The organism is Streptomyces sp. NPDC003023, assembly GCF_042888225.1.
In the GTDB taxonomy this organism is placed as follows: Bacteria; Actinomycetota; Actinomycetes; order Streptomycetales; family Streptomycetaceae; genus Streptomyces.
The window spans coordinates 628812-643412 of the sequence record NZ_JBIAPL010000001.1 but is presented as its reverse complement, the minus strand read 5'-3'; the positions used below and the strand labels follow the sequence as shown (position 1 = coordinate 643412).

The window sequence follows — 14601 nt, the reverse complement described above, 5'->3', positions numbered from 1 at the left end:
GCGATCGACCAGGAAGGCCGAACCCGGGGGTCCGGCCTGGAGGTCGGACCTGGAGTCGGGCCTGGAGTCGGGCCTGGAGGTCAGACCTTCAAGGGCCTGATGGCCGTCGGGGCGTGGCCCGGCTCCGTGGCGATCTCCTCGAACTCGGTCACGTCGCTGATGTCGGCCGTCCTGCTCATCGAGATGTTGGTGACACGCTCCAGGATCGCCTCGACGACGACCGGGACGCGGTACTCGGCGGCCAGCTTCTTCGCCTCCTCGAAGGCTGGCAGCAGCTGGTCGGGCTCGGTGACGCGGATCGCCTTGCAGCCGAGGCCCTCGACGACCTTGACGTGGTCGACGCCGTAGACGCCGAGCTCCGGGGAGTTGATGTTCTCGAACTCCAGGTTGACCTGGAAGTTGATGTCCAGTCCGATCTGCGCCTGGCGGATCAGGCCCAGGTAGGAGTTGTTCACGAGGACGTGGACGTACGGGATGCGGTGCTGCGCGCCGACCGCCAGTTCCTCCAGCATGAACTGGAAGTCGTAGTCGCCGGAGAGCGCGACGACCTGGGCCTCGGGGTCCGCGGTGGCGACACCGAGGGCGGCGGGGATCGTCCAGCCGAGCGGGCCGGCCTGGCCGCAGTTGATCCAGTGGCGCGGCCTGTAGACGTGCAGCATCTGCGCGCCGGCGATCTGGGACAGACCGATGGTGGTGACGTAACGCGTCTCCGGGCCGAAGGCGCGGTTCATCTCCTCGTACACCCGCTGCGGCTTGAGCGGCACGTTGTCGAAGTGCGTGCGGCGCTGCAGCGTGGCCCTGCGCTCGTTGGTGGAGGCGACCCAGGCGCTGCGGTCGGGCAGCCTGCCCGCGGCCTTGAGCTCCTTGGCGACCTCGACGAACAGTTCGAGGGCGGCCCCGGCGTCGGAGGCGATTCCGTAGTCGGGGGCGAAGATCTTGCCGATCTGGGTGGGCTCGATGTCGACGTGGACGAACTTGCGGCCCTCGGTGTAGACGTCGAGCTTGTAGCCGGTGTGGCGGTTGGCCCAGCGGTTGCCGATGCCGAGGACGAAGTCGGACTCGAGGAAGTTCGCGTTGCCGTAGCGGTGCGAGGTCTGCAGGCCGACCATGCCCGCGTTGAGCTCGTGGTCGTCGGGGATGGTGCCCCAGCCCATGAGCGTCGGGATGACGGGGGTGCCGGTCAGCTCGGCGAACTCGACGAGCAGGTCGGAGGCGTCGGCGTTGATGATGCCGCCGCCGGCGACGATCAGCGGGCGCTCGGACTCCAGCAGGAAGGAGAGCGCCTTCTCGATCTGGGCGCGGGTCGCGGCCGGCTTGTGGAGCGGCAGCGGCTCGTACGTCTCCGGGTCGAATTCGATCTCGGTCAGCTGGACGTCGATCGGCAGGTCGATCAGGACCGGGCCCGGCCGGCCGGAGCGCATCAGGTGGAAGGCCTGCTGGAAGACGCCGGGGACCTGGGCGGCCTCGAGGACGGTCGTCGCGGCCTTGGTGACGGGCTTCGCGATCGACGCGATGTCGACGGCCTGGAAGTCCTCCTTGTGGATCACGGAGGTCGGGGCCTGGCCGGTGATGCACAGGATCGGGATCGAGTCGCCGATGGCCGAGTAGAGGCCGGTGATCATGTCCGTGCCCGCGGGGCCGGAGGTGCCGATGCAGACGCCGATGTTACCCGGGTGGGTCCGGGTGTACCCCTCGGCCATGTGGGACGCGCCCTCGACATGGCGGGCGAGCGTGTGGTCGATACCGCCGCCGGCCTGGAGGGCCTTGTAGAAGGGGTTGATCGCTGCGCCCGGCACACCGAACGCGTGGGTGACGCCTTCACGCTTGAGGATCTCAACTGCCGCGCGGGCGGCGGTCATTCGAGGCATGGGGTGCTCCTGCTTCGGCCTGTCGGATCTGGTCGGATCTGGTCGGATCTGGTCGGAACGGTCGGAACGGGCCCTGTCGCGCCACCTGAGAGCACCTATTCCGCATTGTGGAAATTCAGTTTTGCTATACGGAAGCAATGTAAGTGGGGGCCTGTCGCACGTCAAGGCGCCCAAGTGTGCGAAGTTCCTCGCCAACCACACGTCGTTGATGGACGATGGGGACAGCCGAGGAGGGGAACAGGGGGCGCGATGACCGAGAGCATGCCGGTGCGCTGCCCCGTCTGCCGCCGCGACCACCTCTACGAGGCCCCCGTCTACCCGTGCGCCTGCGGCGCCCCGCTCGCACCACCACTGCTGCGCGCCGCCCGGCCCGAACCGATCACGCACCGCACCTGGACGGACGACTGGGTCACCGTCCGCTGCCCCGAGTGCGACCGCCAGGGCCAGTGGCCGCAGCCCGAGCTCGGCTGCCCCTGCGGCACGGTGCTGCGCGTCCCGGTCCGGCCGGTCAGCGCACCCGCCCCGCAGGCCCCGACCGGAGGACAGGGCCGCGTCCGGCTCCCCTCGCACGCACGACTGCCGCGCACGGCGGTCGCCTCCCGGCCCTCGTTCAGACCGGTCACGATCCGCACCGCGCGCGACGCGGTCACCGCGGCCGCCCTCTATCTGAAATGGCTGGGTTTCCACGACGTGGTCCAGCCGGAGGTCAGGCCGATTTCCGGGATAGACCTCAAAGGCCCCTCCGTGATCGCCCAGGTCGACCCGACCACCAGGCCCGCGAACCTGCGCGCCGTCGAGTGCTTATGGCTGAACGGCCTCAGCTCCGGCACGCCGAGCGTCTTCTTCTCCCTCGCCGGTTACGCGAACGACGCACGGGCCCGCGCCGACCAACTCGGCATCCCCCTCTTCGTCATGGACCTCACGGGCTGCCCCCAGCCGGTCAACGCACCGGCGGACGACCTGATCTCGTCCGGCGCGTAACGCCAGGAAAGACCCGAGCTCAGAAAAACCTCTGAAAACGCCCCTTTCAGGCTTCCGGTACGTGGCGGAGTGGGCATGTTCTCCGCACGAGCCGCAGAACGCGGCGTCGGGGGGAGGTGGGCGCGATGCCCGTCGACATGTGGTGGTTCATCGGAGCCGCGGGGTTGCTGCTCGTCTGCGCGGCCCTGCTCCTGCGCGCCGGCGACGCCGCCCCCGCGGACACCACGGACCCGCAGACCGTCGCCCTCCTGAACGGCGGACACCGGGCCGCTGTCACCGTGGCGCTCGTCGCCCTGCAGCAGCGCGGCGTCGTCACCAACGGCCGGCCGGGCACCGTGCGGACCGACGGCTGGGCCACCGCGATACGCGAACCGCTGCAGCTCGCCGTCCATGTCTCGCTGCGCCGGCCGCTTCCGCCGCACGCGCTGGTCACGGTGCCTCGGGTACGCAGGGCGCTCGTCGCGCTGCGCGACCGCTGCGCCCGGGCAGGGCTGCTGCGCTCCGGCACCCGCTGGCACACCGCGCGCACCCAGTTGTACGCCGTGCCGGTGACGATCACGATCGGGCTGGTGGCGACCCCGGTCACCGCGCCCCAGCTCGTGGCGTCCGCGGTCCCGGTCGCCGCCGCGGCCGCCCTGTGGTTCGTACCGCGGCAGACACCCGCGGCCCGGCGGCTGCTCGCCGCACTGCGCGAGGCCCACCCCCTGGAGCACCGCCGCACCGTGGGCCCGCGCGTCCTGATGTCCGTCGCCCTGCACGGCGAGGCGGCCCTTGCCCTGCACCTCCCCCACTTCGCGCGGGGCAGCGGCCTGGTCCCCGGCAGCCGCAGGGACCACGGCTTCCCGCCGGACGAGCGTGCCTCCGGCGGCGGCTTCGGCACCCTCGGCGGCGCGGAAAACCAGTAGCCCGTCGCCACCCGCCGATGGGCGCGCCGACCGTGGCGGCCGTGAGTGACCGGTCGGGCGGCAGGGCCCGCGCGCACGACATCGCGGGGACGAGGTCATACTCGGCCCATGCTGATCAGACCGGTGACCGAGGCCGAACTCCCGCTGCTGCAGGACATCGAGCGGGCGGCCGGGGAGCCGTTCCGGGAGCTCGGCATGGCGGCCGTCGCCGACGACGAGCCGCCCTCCCTCGCAGACCTCGAACGCCACCGGCGTGACGGTCACGCATGGGTCGCCGTCGACGGGACGGGCCGGATCGCCGCCTATCTGCTCTCCGACGCGGTCGACGGCGCGGCCCACGTCGAACAGGTCTCTGTGCACCCCGGCGCCGCCCGCCGGGGCGTGGGCCGCGCGCTGATCGACCACCTCGCGGCGCTCGCACCGACGGAGGGCCTGACGGCCCTGACGCTGACCACGTTCACCGGCGTCCCCTGGAACGCTCCCTACTACGCCCGCCTCGGCTTTCGCACACTCGCGGAGCCCGAACTCACCGACGGGCTCCGCGAGATCCGGCGCGACGAGGCCCGCCACGGGCTCGACCGCTGGCCGCGGGTGTGCATGCGCCGCGAACTCTGACCGGACGGTGCCGGAAGGGACGCCGAGGGGCGGGCGACTCCCGGTGGGCGCCCGGCTCAGCCGGCACCGTACCGCCTGCGCAGCTCCACCTTGCGGACCTTGCCGCTGACCGTCATCGGGAAGTCGGGGAGGATCTCGACCCGGCGCGGGATCTTGTAGTGCGCCAACCGCTCACGGCAGAACTCGGCGATCTCCTCCGGCGTCGGGGGGTCCGCCGGGTCGCGCGGGATCACGCAGGCGAGGATCTCCTCGCCGTACCGCTCGTCCGGCACGCCCACCACCTGCACATCGGCGATCTTGGGGTGGGCGTAGAGGAACTCCTCGATCTCCCGCGGATAGACGTTCTCGCCGCCCCTGATGATCATGTCCTTGATGCGGCCGACGATCTGGACGTAGCCGTCCTCGCGCATCACCGCCAGGTCGCCGGTGTGCATCCACCGGCCCGCGTCGATCGACTCCGCCGTCTTCTGCGGCTCCTCCCAGTAGCCGAGCATCACGCTGTACCCGCGGGTGCACAACTCGCCCGCCCCGCCGCGCGGCAGGGTCGCACCGGTCACCGGGTCGACGACCTTGACCTCGATGTGGGGCATGACGCGGCCGACCGTGCCGGTGCGGCGCTCCAGGTCGTCGTCCCGGCGGGTCTGGGTGGAGACCGGGGAGGTCTCCGTCATGCCGTAACAGATGGAGACCTCCGCCATGTTCATCTCGGCGACGACCCGCTTCATCACCTCCACCGGGCACGGCGAGCCCGCCATGATGCCGGTGCGCAGCGTGGAGAGGTCGTACGAGGCGAAGTCGGGCAGGTTCAGTTCGGCGATGAACATGGTCGGCACCCCGTACAGAGAGGTGCAGCGCTCCTCGGCGACGGCCCGCAGGGTCGCGGCCGGGTCGAAGGAGGGCGCCGGGATCACCATGCACGCACCGTGCGATGTGGCGGCCAGGTTTCCCATCACCATGCCGAAGCAGTGGTAGAACGGCACGGGGATGCAGACCCGGTCCTGCTCGGTGCAGGCGATCATCTCGCCCACGAAGTAGCCGTTGTTGAGGATGTTGTGGTGGGAGAGCGTGGCCCCCTTGGGGAAGCCGGTCGTGCCCGAGGTGTACTGGATGTTCACGGGGTCGTCGCAGGACAACTCCGCTTCCCGTCGGTGCAGTTGCTCGTCGTTGACGTCGGCCGCCGCGTCGAGGAGCCGGTCCCACGACGCGTCGGCGATGTAGTGGACGGCACGCAGCATCGGGCACTTGGCGCGCACCGCGTCCACCATGGCCCGGTAGTCACTGGTCTTGTGGGACTGCGAGGCGACGAGGACCGAGATCCCGGACTGCTTCAGCACGTACTCCAGCTCATGGGCCCGGTACGCCGGGTTGATGTTCACCATGATCGCGCCGATGCGGGCGGTGGCGTACTGGATCAGCACCCACTCCGCGCAGTTGACGGCCCAGATGCCGACGCGGTCGCCCTTGGCGACGCCCGACCCGAGCAGTCCGCGCGCCAGCCGGTTCACGGCCGCGCCGAATTCGGCGTAGGTCCAGCGGGCGCCGGCGGCCAGGTCCACCAGCGCCTCGCGGTCCGGCCACGCCTCGACGGCCCGGTCCAGGTTGCGGCCGATGGTGTCGCCGAGCAGCGCGGTGCCGCTGACGCCGTGCGCGTACGACAGTGTCATCGCAGGTCGCCTTCCAGGTATTCGGCGGCGGAGCCCTCCGCCGTGCGCTCACGCAGTTCGATGCGGCGGATCTTCCCGGACACGGTCTTGGGAAGCTCGGCGAACTCCAGCCGGCGGATGCGCTTGTACGGTGCGAGGACGGCGCGCGAGTGCTCGAAGAGCAGCTTGGCCGTGTCCGGTCCCGGCTGCCAGCCCTCCGCGAGGACGACGTACGCCTTGGGGACGGCCAGCCGCAGCGGGTCCGGCGCGGGGACGACGGCGGCCTCCGCGACCGCCTCGTGCTCCAGCAGGGCGCTCTCCAGCTCGAACGGGCTGATCTTGTAGTCGCTGGCCTTGAAGACGTCGTCGCTGCGGCCCACGTACGTGATGTAGCCGTCGTCGTCACGGGATCCGATGTCACCGGTGCGGTAGAAGCCGCCCGCCATCGCCTCCGCGGTGCGCTCCTCGTCCCCGTGGTAGCCGGTCATCAGGCCCACCGGACGGTCCGACAGGTCGAGTGCGATCTCGCCCTCCACCGCGCCCGCCTCGCCGGTGACCGGGTCGAGCAGTTCGACCTTGTAGCCGGGGCTGGGCCGGCCCATGGAGCCGGTCTTGAGCAGCTGGCCGGGGCTGTTGGAGACCTGGACCGCGGTCTCCGTCTGGCCGAACCCGTCCCTGATCGTCACTCCCCATGCGCGCCGCACGGTCTCGATGACCTCCGGGTTGAGCGGCTCACCGGCGGCGACGACCTCCCTCGGCGGCTGCTGCAGCCGGCTGAGGTCGGCCTGGATCAGCATCCGCCAGACCGTCGGCGGGGCGCAGAAGCTGGTGATTCCCTCGCGGTCCATCTCGGCCATCAGCCGGCCCGCGTCGAAGCGGCTGTAGTTGTGGATGAACACGGTCGCCTCGGCGTTCCACGGCGCGAAGAGATTCGACCAGGCGTGCTTGGCCCAGCCCGGCGAGGAGATGTTCAGGTGCACGTCTCCCGGCTCGAGGCCGATCCAGTACATGGTCGCGAGATGGCCCACCGGGTACGACACATGGGTGTGCTCGACGAGCTTCGGCCGCGCGGTCGTACCGGAGGTGAAGTACAGCATCAGCGTCTCGTCGGCGCGGGTGGGGCCGTCGGGCTCGAACGTGTCGGGTGCGCCGTCCACGTCCGCGTACGACAGCCAGCCGGCCCGCTCGCCGCCGACCACGACGCGGGTGTAGTCGCCGGGCACCTCGTCGAACTTCCCGGTGTCCTCGGGGCGCACCACGACATGCCGCACCCGGCCGCGTTCGATCCGGTCGCTCAGATCGGCCGGGCCCAGCAGCGGGGTCGCCGGGATCATCACGGCGCGCAGCTTCATCGCGGCGAGCGCGGTCTCCCACAGCTCGACCTGGTTGCCGAGCATGACGAGGACGCGGTCCCCGGCCCGTACGCCCTGCGCGCGCAGCCAGTTCGCCGCCCGGTCGGACCGGGCGGACATCTCGGCGAACGTCACCCGCGCGCCGCCGCCGTCCTCCTCGACGATCCGGAGCGCGGGCCGGTCGTTGCCCTCGGCGATGACGTCGAACCAGTCGAGCGCCCAGTTGAAGTGCTCGAGGTGGGGCCACTGGAAGCCCTGGTAGGCGCGTGTGTAGTCCTCCCGGTGCTGCAGCAGGAAGTCCCGGGCCGCCCGGAACCTCTCCGTGGCGCTGCCAGACGTCATGTGTCCTCCTCGTTGCGGGACCGGCCGTCCTCATCGTGTAATCAGTGGCCCAAGTCTCACTACCCCCGTACGGGGGTGTCGTCCCCGACGGGGTACCGGCAGGAGGAACCACGCGTGAGCGGACCCGACGAAGCGGCCGAGCTGCGGGCGGCGCTGCTGCGGCTGCGGCGGGCGACGGGGCTGCCCGTCGCGTTCGGCGGGCTGCTGCGCGACGCGCAGCAGCTGCGCATCGCGGAACTGACCGGTGCTGCGACCGGGGCGCTTCGCGGCCTCGCCATCCGGACGGGCAACGGCCTCGGCGGGCGGACGATGGCGCTGTCGCGGCCGTGCACCGTGACGGACTACCCGTCGGCCCGGAACATCAGCCACGAGTACGACGCGGCGGTCGCGGCGGAAGGGCTCCGGTCCGTGGTCGCGGTCCCCGTCGTCGTGGGGCGCAGGGTGCGCGGCCTGCTGTACGGCGCGCTGCGCCGGCCGCTCGGGCTGGGCGACCGCGTCCTCGACGCGGCGGTCGCGGCGGCACGGGACGTGGAACACGCCCTGGTCGTACGGGACGAGGTCGAACGGCTGCTGACGTTCGCCCGGCCGCCCGCGGCCGCCCCGGAACGGCCGGGGGCGTGGGAGACGGTGCGCGAGGCGCACAGCGAACTCCGCGCCCTGGCTCCGCGGATCGCGGACCGGGCCCTGCGGGAGGAGTTGCTGACGGTCTGCGGGCGACTCGCGACCGCGAACGGCGAGGGTGACCGTGACGGCCGCGGGGCGGGGGTTTCGCTGACACCACGCGAGCTGGACGTGCTGGGCTGCGTCGCGACCGGCGCGACGAACGCGGCGGCCGCGGCCCGGCTGGGCCTGCGTACAGAGACCGTGAAGGCGTATCTGCGGTCGGCGATGCGGAAGCTGGGGGCACGTACGCGGCTGGAGGCGGTGGTGACGGCGCGGCGAGCGGGGCTGCTGCCCTGAGTCGCCGGGCCTGACACGCCGGGCCCGGCGAAGGCGGGGGCGCCGGTTCGAGACCCGGTTCAGCCGGGGTCGCGCACCGCGCCGCAGCGGACTTCGTGGGCGAGCCCGGGCAGCATCCGGGCGAGCGTCCGCGCCGCCTCGCCCTCCACCTCGTCCCGCTGCGCCCGCGTGAGCGAGCCGAAGGCCTCCAACGTCAGCGTCGCCGTCGCCGCGGTCTCCTCCAGGTGCCAGATCCCGGCGACGAAGCCGTCGACGAGGAACGTGCGGTACGCCTGGTTGCCCTTCCAGGTGAGCCCCTTGTGGTCGGCGGCCACCACGCGGCTCCGGTCGGCGTGCGAGAGCAGCAGGTTGTCGAACTCGGGCAGCAGCCGGGCCGGCGCGGGGACATCGGCATCGGGCCGGGGCGCGTCCGGGAGGTCGAAGAGTTCGACGCCGCGCTCGTCCTGGAACACGGCGAGCCCCGGCCGCAGCCGTTCGAAGACTTCGCGCGTACGGGTCAGCCCGGACCAGGTCTGGAAGTCCTTGACCGAGGCGGGCCCGAAAGCGGCGAGGTGGCGCAGCACGGTGTCGTCGGCCTCGGGGGCGGCTTCGGCAGGGCGGCCGAACCAGCGCTCCGCGGTGGTCAGCCTGACCTGACCGCTCCTGGCCCACAGCCCTCGGGGCGTGACCTGCACAAGCGGCAGGGAGCACCGGGCGGCCACGGACAGCGCGAACGGGTCGGCGTCCGGCCAGAGCACGCGGAGTGCCTCCCGCAGCTCCTTCATGGTGCGCGGTTCCTCCTCCACGAGGTCCCGCGCCACCGCGGCCAGCCGTACGAGGTCGACCCCGGCGAGACCGCCCCTGAACTGCACCAGCTCGCGGTCCCGCGCGGCCTGCACGAGCGGCCGCAGCCGCATGCAGTCGTCGGCGGTGTGCGTGTGGATGGTGGACCGCATGGTCACCATGCGCCCGACCGTACGGGATTCCATCAGCGTGGAGAGCTCGCCCGGGTCGAAGTCCTCCAGTCGTGCGGCGAGCGCGTAGTACGGCGGCTTCACGTTCTGCGCCTGAAGGCCGACGAGGTGGTCGACGGCGCCGTCCACGGACATCCGGTCCCGCGGCGCGCGCCGGAGCAGAAGCTGCCGTGCGAGGGTCGCCCGGTTCAGAGCGCGGGTGCCGAGGACGGGAGGGGACACGGTTTTCGAGGCCATGGAAGGCACGCTAGCGAGACTTGCGGACAGATTCTGTCCGCAACGAAAGGAAGGCCGAAGCCGGTGGTGGGATCATGATGGATACATGATCGGCGGCCGGACCGGACAGGTGACTTCCATGAGTGACGCGACGGACGGGAACCGGGAACGGCACGAGCTGCTCCAGGGCATGACCGTGGACTCGACCCGGCCCGAGCGCCCGGTGCTCCTCGACGAGGACGGCCGCCCGATCAAGACGTGGCGGGAGAACCACCCGTACGACCGCAGGGTCCCGAGGGCCGAGTACGACCGGCAGAAGCGTGTGCTGCAGATCGAGATGCTCAAGCTGCAGCGCTGGGTCAAGGACACCGGCCAGCGGCTCATCGTGATCTGCGAAGGGCGCGACGCGGCGGGCAAGGGCGGCACGATCCAGCGTTTCATGGAGCGGCTGAACCCCCGTGGCGCCCGCGTGGTCGCGCTGGAGAAGCCGACGGAACGGGAGGCGGCACAGTGGTACTTCCAGCGCTACGCGGCCCATCTGCCGTCCGCCGGCGAGATCGTCTTCTTCGACCGCTCTTGGTACAACCGGGCGGGCGTGGAGCGGGTCATGGGCTTCTGCACCAAGCCGCAGTACGACATGTTCCTGCACCAGTGCCCGCAGTTCGAGCGGATGCTGGTCGAGGACGGGATCATCCTGGTCAAGTTCTGGTTCTCGGTCTCGCGCGCCGAGCAGCGCACCCGTTTCGCGATCCGCCAGGTCGATCCGGTGCGCCAGTGGAAGCTGTCCCCCACGGATGTCGCGTCACTGGATCTGTGGGACGAGTACACCGCCGCCAAGGTGGACATGTTCCGCGCCACCGACACCGAGCACGCACCGTGGACCGTGGTCAAGAGCAACGACAAGCGCCGTGGCCGTCTGGAGGCGATGCGCAGTCTGCTGTCGCGCGTCGACTACACCAGCAAGGACCTGGAGGCCGTGGGCCGGCCCGACCCGCTGATCGTCGGCGCGGCGGACACGCTGCTGGAGCCGGGCGAGGAGAGCGTTTCGCTGTCGCCGACCCCGCTCGCCGGGCACGCGGAGGGGCCGGGCGAGCATCCGGACGACGAGCCGGGCGCGGAGACCGCGCGTTCCCTCCCCTAGCGACCCGGCCGGGTCCGGCGACGCGCGACGAGCCGCACGAACCGGCTCGAACTGCCGATCTTGTAGCCGCACTCCCCTGCCGTTTGGCGGCCCGTGCGGATCCACACGGGCCGCCCACAGGTACGGGCGGGGCTCACGCGCCGTTCAACGGATCCCGCTCGTCGGCGGCGTCCCCGTCACCGCTCGCTCTCCATGCGGGCGAGGGCCCGCCTGCGCCAACGCGCGCTCCACAGGCACACGACCGCCACCGCCGCGAGCGACACCACGACGCCGCCCGCCACAAGCACGACATACAGCCCTCCGAGACTCTCCATCCGCCTCCCCTTCTCTCTGACGGATCAGCATGCCGGACACATGCGTCGGAGCCGCAGGAGAGGTCAGCAGGCCGCCCGTTGCATGCTTCCACGGCTCGCACCCGGCGCCCGTCGGCCGTGCAGCAGCAGATAGAACCGCTCGATCGACTCCACCGGACCGTGCTCGAACCGCTTGACGACCTTGCCGAGCGGGTTCCACACCCGCCCGTCCGGCATCCGTACCCCGACCGGCTGTCCGAACATCTCGCTCTGTCCCGCATCGAGGTCCACCCAGCGCGCACCGGCACGTCGGACCATCACCTCGCCGGTGTAGGCGCCGAGCCCCTGGAGGAAGGGGTCGATCCCGGCCCGGACGGGTCTGTTGCGTCTGAGTCCGTCAACGACGAGATCGACGAGTCTCAGGCTCGCGACGGTGTAATCGAGTGGCAGTCTGCTGCGCTCGCTCATTTCCGTGACGAACCGGGCGGTGTAGCTCTGCATGCCCTTGGCGTCCGGCAGTTCTGCTGCCCGCTCTTCCACGGCACCTGCCTCTCCACATCGTTGGCCTCGCCGTTCCCAGCGGAAACACGGTGCGGATCGTCACGGATGACTGAGGTGGTCGTTCTCACAGGGAAATCCCCGGTCGGCGTACAACCCTCGCGCGGGTTGGAACGTCTGGGACCGCAGGGGCCGTCGGCCCCGAAGGCCACCGGCATCCACCGCTCCCGGGCCCGGCCTCTCCGGGACCTGGGCGACGTGGAGAGCACGACGAAGACCCCGCCGGCATGACGGAATCGTCCGTGGCGGGGTTGTGGCGGGCCTGGGGGCTTGTCCCTCGGCCGGCGGCTCTCAGCCGTCGGACGTGAGCGCGGCGGCGGTCGCGCGCGCGAACGCGTCGGGGTTGTCCAGCATGATGTTGTGCCCGCAGTCCGCAATCGCGGTCACGCGCACACCGGCGTCCGCGAGTTCACCGGTACCGATGAGCGGCCCGTCGGCGGACGGGAACAGGAAGGCGCGCGGGATCCGCAGCCCGAGCAGCAGCTCACGCATCGTGGGAGTGGTCCCGCGGGCGAGGTTCACGGCGCTGCGGTGCAGGGCCTCATGGCCTGCCAGGCGCATCGTGGACCACCAGTGGGGCCCGGCCAGATCGCGGATCCGCTGGCGGCCGCCGCCCAGGAACTCCTCCTCGGACATAGCGGCGATCCCGCTGCTTCCCCGGGCGCCCGGCACCGGCGTTACGGGGTCGAGGTTGGCGTCCACCAGGACCAGGCGGGACACCAGCCCGGGGTGACGGGCCGCCATGACGATGGCCACGGAACCGCCCATGCTGTGCGCGATCACCTCCGCACCGGTGACGCCGGCGCTGTCCAGGGCGGCGGCCAGCGCGTCGGCGTGCGACTCGAGGCTGTAGTCGAAGTCCGTGGGCCGGTCACTGATGCCGTGGCCCATGAGGTCGACGAGCAGTGACCGGTGGCCGGCGAGCTCCGGGTGGACCGCGGTCTCCGCGAAGTAGGCGGGTGAGGTGGCCCCGAGGCCGTGCACATAGACACGGGCCGGCTCCTCCCCCGGCAGTTCCACCCAACGGATCCGGTCCCCTGCGGGTGTCACCACGGCGTTGCGCACTCTCGCTCCCCCATTCGATCCTCTGCGGTCGTCGCTGACCGGCAGAAGAGTATCCACCGCATCCGCGGACCGTGCGAACCGCCCGCCCTCCGTACGCCCGGAGCGACCCCGTCGAGCTCCACCCGTCCCCGCGGCAGACCCCCGCGGCCGCGGGTGATGCGGCACAGATCATGAGCCCAGGGGGTGCGGTGCGCACGGACCCGTGCGCAGCCGGACCCCGGGCCCCGGCCTACTCCCGCAGCTGCCGCGGCCCCGGGCCACGCCTGTGGCCGTGGCCGTCCTCGTAGCCCTCGCCGCCCTGGCCGGCACCGGCGGGCGGGGCGGCGTCCCTGTTCCCACCCGGGTGTTCGTCGGATCCCGCTCCCGGGATGTCGGCCGGCTTGCCCGTCAGCAGCCCTGCGCAGTACGCCTCGACCGCGTCCGCGCCGCCCGCCGCGGCTTCGAGGCGCTCGCGCACGGCACTGTCGTTGGCCTTGCCCCTGCCTCTGCCCTTGCCCTCGTCGCCCGCGGCGTTCCCCTCGGCGTTCTCCGCAGCCGCGTCGTTCTCGGCCACGTCGTACGCACGGCAGTGCGCGGCCCGGTCCCGGTCCTCGGCCGTGGGCGGGTACGGCGGATACTCGGCGGAAGGCCCGGGGGTGGTGTCCGGGGGGCCGGAGGACTCGGTGGCGCGCGCAGTGGCGCTCTCGCTCCCGCCGTCCGGCACGGACGGCGAGGCGGTGGGTACCGGGCCGGGCCCCTCGGACGGTGATCCGCCGAACGGTACGGGGAGGGAGCCTGCCGCCATCGCCACGCCGCCGAACATGACCCCGGCGACGAGCGTGCCGAGCCCGGTCTTGACCAGGCGTGAGCGCCGCCGCGGTTCCGCGGGCCGCCAGTCGTCCTCCGGCCGGGTGGGCAGGTCGAGCGCGCCTTCGTCGCGGGCCGCGCGGAACGCCGCGAGTGCGTTCGCCTCTGCGTCGGGTGCGGGAGGCGAGGGGCGTGCCGCGGCAGCGAGCAGCTCTTCGAGAGCCGGCGGCTGCGGCTGCGGTTCGGCACCGGGGCCCACGGCGCCTCCAGATCGGTTTTCGGTCATCTCGAATCTCCCAGCGAACGGGAGTCTGAATCTGTCACACCGCGGGTATTGAGTGATGTCAGGTACTTCTCCAGACGTCTCAGTCCGCGGTGGGTTGCGGAGCGGACCGCACCGGGGCGCTTGCCCAGTACGCGTGCGGCGGCCGGTCCGTCGAGTCCGATGACGGTCTGCAGAAGCACCGCCTCCGCCTGCTGTCGCGGCAGTTGCGCGATGAGGTCCAGCGCCTGCCGGGTGGAGACGGTCTCGAAGGCTTCCGCCACCGTGTCCTGGAGGGCGGGCAGTTCCGCGAGATCGCTTTCGAGGAGCGTCGTGCGCGGGCGGCTCCTGGCCCGGCGCAGATGGTCGATGGCGCGGTGGCGCGCGATGCTCGCGGTCCATGCCCTGAAGCCGGCGCCGTCACCGCGGAACCGCCCGAGGTCACGGGCTATTTCCAGCCATGCGTCGGATGCGACGTCCTCCGCGTCGTCGCCGACCAGGCCGCGCAGATATCCGAGGAGTGGTGGCTGGACCAGTCGATAGGCCGTGGAGAAGGCGGCCTCGTCGCCCTGTTGTGCCCTCGCCACCGCATCGCCGAGCTCCTTGTCGTACGTCTCCGTACGCCGGTTGCCCCGCCCCTTGCCCACTGATTCCTCTTCGT

At 71.6% G+C, this 14601-nt stretch carries 14 protein-coding genes; 5 read left to right on the top strand and 9 right to left on the bottom strand.

The window, feature by feature from the left end:
- Positions 1-80: 80 nt before the first annotated feature.
- A complete protein-coding gene (gcl, locus tag ACFYV1_RS02495) occupies positions 81-1868 on the bottom strand; it encodes a glyoxylate carboligase (RefSeq protein WP_389393484.1) in 1788 nt (595 codons plus the stop codon).
- Positions 1869-2117: 249 nt separating this feature from the next.
- On the opposite strand from gcl, the gene ACFYV1_RS02490 reads away from it, so the two are divergent.
- From ACFYV1_RS02490 to ACFYV1_RS02480, 3 genes are all read left to right on the top strand, one after another.
- The gene (locus ACFYV1_RS02490) at positions 2118-2849 is read left to right on the top strand and encodes a hypothetical protein (protein ID WP_389393483.1); all 732 of its coding nucleotides are present in this window, start codon (positions 2118-2120) and stop codon (positions 2847-2849) included.
- Between the two features lie 125 nt (positions 2850-2974).
- Complete coding sequence (locus tag ACFYV1_RS02485) at positions 2975-3754, top strand: TIGR04222 domain-containing membrane protein (RefSeq protein WP_389393482.1); 780 nt, start codon at positions 2975-2977, stop codon at positions 3752-3754.
- 108 nt (positions 3755-3862) lie between these two features.
- Complete coding sequence (locus ACFYV1_RS02480; RefSeq protein WP_389393481.1) at positions 3863-4369, top strand: GNAT family N-acetyltransferase; 507 nt, start codon at positions 3863-3865, stop codon at positions 4367-4369.
- Between the two features lie 56 nt (positions 4370-4425).
- Here the strand turns inward: ACFYV1_RS02480 and ACFYV1_RS02475 are convergent, their stop codons facing one another.
- Together ACFYV1_RS02475 and ACFYV1_RS02470 are read right to left on the bottom strand one after the other, a co-directional pair.
- Positions 4426-6033, bottom strand: a complete 1608-nt coding sequence (locus ACFYV1_RS02475) for an AMP-binding protein (RefSeq protein ID WP_389393480.1) — start codon at positions 6031-6033, stop codon at positions 4426-4428.
- Positions 6030-7706 carry an AMP-binding protein gene (locus tag ACFYV1_RS02470; RefSeq protein WP_389393479.1) on the bottom strand — a complete coding sequence of 559 codons (1677 nt, stop codon included), beginning with the start codon at positions 7704-7706 and terminating at the stop codon, positions 6030-6032. Before ACFYV1_RS02470 ends, ACFYV1_RS02475 begins: the two co-directional genes overlap by 4 nt.
- 114 nt (positions 7707-7820) lie before the next feature.
- Here ACFYV1_RS02470 and ACFYV1_RS02465 point away from each other — a divergent pair, with 114 nt between their 5' ends.
- The gene (locus tag ACFYV1_RS02465; RefSeq protein WP_389393478.1) at positions 7821-8666 is read left to right on the top strand and encodes a response regulator transcription factor; all 846 of its coding nucleotides are present in this window, start codon (positions 7821-7823) and stop codon (positions 8664-8666) included.
- A 59-nt stretch (positions 8667-8725) separates the two neighbouring features.
- Here the strand turns inward: ACFYV1_RS02465 and ACFYV1_RS02460 are convergent, their stop codons facing one another.
- The gene (locus ACFYV1_RS02460) at positions 8726-9856 is read right to left on the bottom strand and encodes a winged helix DNA-binding domain-containing protein (RefSeq protein ID WP_389393477.1); all 1131 of its coding nucleotides are present in this window, start codon (positions 9854-9856) and stop codon (positions 8726-8728) included.
- A gap of 118 nt (positions 9857-9974) precedes the next feature.
- Between ACFYV1_RS02460 and ppk2 the strand changes: the two genes are divergently transcribed.
- Positions 9975-10976 carry a polyphosphate kinase 2 gene (ppk2, locus tag ACFYV1_RS02455; RefSeq protein WP_389393476.1) on the top strand — a complete coding sequence of 334 codons (1002 nt, stop codon included), beginning with the start codon at positions 9975-9977 and terminating at the stop codon, positions 10974-10976.
- Between the two features lie 176 nt (positions 10977-11152).
- Here the strand turns inward: ppk2 and ACFYV1_RS02450 are convergent, their stop codons facing one another.
- The 5 genes from ACFYV1_RS02450 to ACFYV1_RS02430 all read right to left on the bottom strand — a co-directional run bounded on the left by ACFYV1_RS02450 (position 11153) and on the right by ACFYV1_RS02430 (position 14587).
- Positions 11153-11290, bottom strand: coding sequence for a hypothetical protein (locus tag ACFYV1_RS02450; protein WP_389393475.1), 138 nt, complete (start codon positions 11288-11290; stop codon positions 11153-11155).
- A gap of 63 nt (positions 11291-11353) precedes the next feature.
- Positions 11354-11809, bottom strand: a complete 456-nt coding sequence (locus ACFYV1_RS02445) for a hypothetical protein (protein ID WP_389393474.1) — start codon at positions 11807-11809, stop codon at positions 11354-11356.
- 309 nt (positions 11810-12118) lie between these two features.
- Positions 12119-12892 carry an alpha/beta fold hydrolase gene (locus tag ACFYV1_RS02440; protein WP_389393473.1) on the bottom strand — a complete coding sequence of 258 codons (774 nt, stop codon included), beginning with the start codon at positions 12890-12892 and terminating at the stop codon, positions 12119-12121.
- Positions 12893-13121: 229 nt separating this feature from the next.
- The gene (locus ACFYV1_RS02435; RefSeq protein WP_389393472.1) at positions 13122-13964 is read right to left on the bottom strand and encodes a hypothetical protein; all 843 of its coding nucleotides are present in this window, start codon (positions 13962-13964) and stop codon (positions 13122-13124) included.
- Positions 13961-14587, bottom strand: coding sequence for an RNA polymerase sigma factor (locus ACFYV1_RS02430; protein WP_389394548.1), 627 nt, complete (start codon positions 14585-14587; stop codon positions 13961-13963). The genes ACFYV1_RS02435 and ACFYV1_RS02430 overlap by 4 nt, the downstream gene beginning before the upstream one ends.
- Positions 14588-14601: the final 14 nt, after the last annotated feature.